Below are 2,517 nucleotides of genomic sequence, written 5' to 3'. Positions count from 1 at the left end.
GGTACGCCGCCGCGCGCGCCATGATCGCCGCGACCCCGGCGGCCGGGTACGCCGCGTGCTGCGACGCCATCGCGGGGTGGGATGCCCGGGACTCCCTCGGTCAGGTGCAGGCCCCGCTGCTGGCGATCGCCGGGGCCGAGGACCCCTCCACCCCGCCGGCGGACCTCCGGGTCATCGCCGAGGGAGTGGCACACGGTAGGTTGACCGTCGTCGACAACTCGGCGCACCTGGCCAACGACGAACAGCCCGAGATTGTCAACGCAGCGCTGCGTGAGCACCTGCGCCTCAGCGACGAACCGGACGGCCGCACCTCGGCCGGAGAGGACAACTGACATGGACAAGGTGGTTGCGTCAGCAGCCGAGGCGGTCGCGGACATCACGTCCGGATCGACGATCGCCGTGGGGGGCTTCGGTCTCTCGGGCATCCCGTGGATCCTCATCGACGCCCTGCTCGCGCAGGGGGCCGACGACCTTCAGGTCGTCTCGAACAACTGCGGCACCGACGGAGCGGGGTTGGGCCTGCTGCTCGAGGCCCGTCGCATTTCGCGGGTCATCGCCTCCTACGTCGGGGAGAACAAGGAGTTCGCCCGGCAGTACCTCGCCGGTGAGCTCGAGGTCGAGCTGACCCCACAGGGCACGCTGGCCGAGCGGCTGCGGGCCGGCGGTGCCGGGATCGGCGCGTTCTACACCCCGACCGGGGTCGGCACGCAGGTCGCCGACGGTGGCCTGCCGTGGCGCTACGCCGCCGATGGGTCGGTCGCGTTGGCCTCGCCGCCCAAGGAGGTGCGCCCGTTCAAGGGTCGCGAGATGGTGCTCGAGGAGGGCATCGTCGCCGACGTCGCCCTGGTGCGTGCGGCCATCGCGGACCGCGCCGGCAACCTGCGATTCCACACGGCGGCGCAGAACTTCAACCCGGCATGCGCGATGAGCGGCACGGTGACGATCGTCGAGGCGGAGCAGCTCGTCGAGGTCGGGGAGATCGATCCGGACGACGTGCATCTGCCGGGGGTGTACGTGCACCGTATTGTGCAGTTGACACCAGAGCAGGCGTCCAACAAGGCGATCGAGAAGCGCACGATCCGCCAGCGGGCGACCGCGATCGCAGAGGAGAACTGACGTGGCGTGGACGCGTGAGGAGATGGCCGCCCGGGCAGCCCAGGAGCTGCAGGACGGCCAGTACGTCAACCTCGGTATCGGACTGCCGACGCTGATCCCGAACTACCTGCCCGAGGGCGTCAACGTCATCATGCAGTCGGAGAACGGGATCCTCGGTGTCGGCCCGTACCCGTACGACGACGAGGTCGACCCGGACCTCATCAACGCCGGCAAGGAGACCGTCACGGTGCTTCCCGGAGCGTCGTTCTTCGGCTCCCACGACAGCTTCGCCATGATCCGCGGCGGCAAGATCGACGCGGCCGTGCTCGGTGGCATGCAGGTCGCCATGAACGGTGACCTGGCCAACTGGATGGTGCCCGGCAAGATGGTCAAGGGCATGGGCGGCGCGATGGACCTCGTGCACGGCGCCCGTCGCGTCATCGTCGCGATGGACCACACCGCCAAGGACGGCTCGCCCAAGCTGCTCAAGCACTGCGACCTGCCGCTGACCGGCAAGGCCGTCGTGCAGCGGGTCATCACCGACCTCGGGGTGCTCGACATCGCCGGCAACGCCTTCGACCTGATCGAGGTGGCCCCCGGCGTGACCGCCGAGGAGGTCGTCGCGGCCACAGAGGCTCCGGTCAACGTGCGCCTCGCTGACTGATCCGCAGCTTCTCCCTCGGCTTCACCCTCGGTTTCTCCCACGGTTTCCCCCACGGTTCGAGGTATTAACGACCGCTCCAGCGGTCGCTAATACCTCGAACCGTGGGTTGTCGGCGAACCGTGGGTTGTGTCAGTTGTCGGCGAGCATGCGCGTCGCAATGGCCAGCACCCGGGCAATGAGCGGATTGTCGTCACCGGTGCGGCGCGCGATGGCCAGGCCGATCGTGCGCTCGACGCCGGCAAGCGGGCGGTAGACCACGCCGGGTATCTGCAGGGCGGTCACCGATTCCGGGACGACCGCGACGCCCAGCCCGGCGGCGACGAACGACACGAGGGTCGACGTCTCCGCCACCTCGATGACATCGCGCGGGCGGAACCCGGCGTCGAAACAGGCCTCCAGCACCAGGTCGCGGGTCACCGAGCCGGAGGCCGGGTACGTCACGAAGGTCTCCCCCGCCAGCGACCCCAGCGGCAGCTCGCTCGTCAGGGCCAGTTCGTGGTCCTCGGGGATGGCGGCGACGAGCCGTTCGCGCTGCAACAGCCGCACGTCCAGGGTCTCCTCCTGCACCGGGGGACGCAGAAACGCGACGTCGACACGACGATCCGCCAAGGCCTGCGCCAACGGCGGGGTGAGCAACTCACCGCGCAGCTCGAAGCGCACTGCCGGGAGCTCGGCGCGCAGCTCGCGCACGAGGTACGGCAGCAACGAGTACGTCGCGGAGCCGGCGAACCCGAGGGTGAGCTGGCCCTCCTCCCCCG

General features: G+C 69.7%; 3 protein-coding genes and 1 pseudogene. 3 read left to right on the top strand and 1 reads right to left on the bottom strand.

Annotation, left to right across the window (positions count from 1 at the left end):
* The 3 genes and pseudogenes from KD1_RS16870 to KD1_RS11520 all read left to right on the top strand — a co-directional run.
* A pseudogene (locus KD1_RS16870) lies at positions 1–332 on the top strand (hypothetical protein); the annotation flags it as partial.
* A gap of 1 nt (position 333) precedes the next feature.
* Positions 334–1,116: a CoA transferase subunit A gene (locus KD1_RS11525; protein WP_068402056.1), complete on the top strand. Its 783-nt coding sequence runs from the start codon at positions 334–336 to the stop codon at positions 1,114–1,116.
* 1 nt (position 1,117) lies between these two features.
* The gene (locus KD1_RS11520) at positions 1,118–1,759 is read left to right on the top strand and encodes a CoA transferase subunit B (protein WP_068402054.1); all 642 of its coding nucleotides are present in this window, start codon (positions 1,118–1,120) and stop codon (positions 1,757–1,759) included.
* Positions 1,760–1,888: 129 nt separating this feature from the next.
* Here the strand turns inward: KD1_RS11520 and KD1_RS11515 are convergent.
* A partial coding sequence (locus KD1_RS11515) for a LysR family substrate-binding domain-containing protein (protein WP_068402053.1) occupies positions 1,889–2,517 on the bottom strand: 629 nt, incomplete at its 5' end.

Origin of the sequence: Kribbia dieselivorans NBRC 106261 (assembly GCF_001552435.1) — a bacterium.
GTDB classification, from domain to species: domain Bacteria; phylum Actinomycetota; class Actinomycetes; order Actinomycetales; family Dermatophilaceae; genus Kribbia; species Kribbia dieselivorans.
The sequence above is the reverse complement of the archived record's forward strand: the minus strand, read 5'-3'. Positions and strand labels throughout refer to the sequence as shown.

What these genes read in the sequence shown, in the direction of transcription:
- KD1_RS11525 (WP_068402056.1), top strand. Translation starts at nt 334, where the DNA reads ATGGACAAGGTGGTTGCGTCAGCAGCCGAGGCGGTCGCGGACATCACG.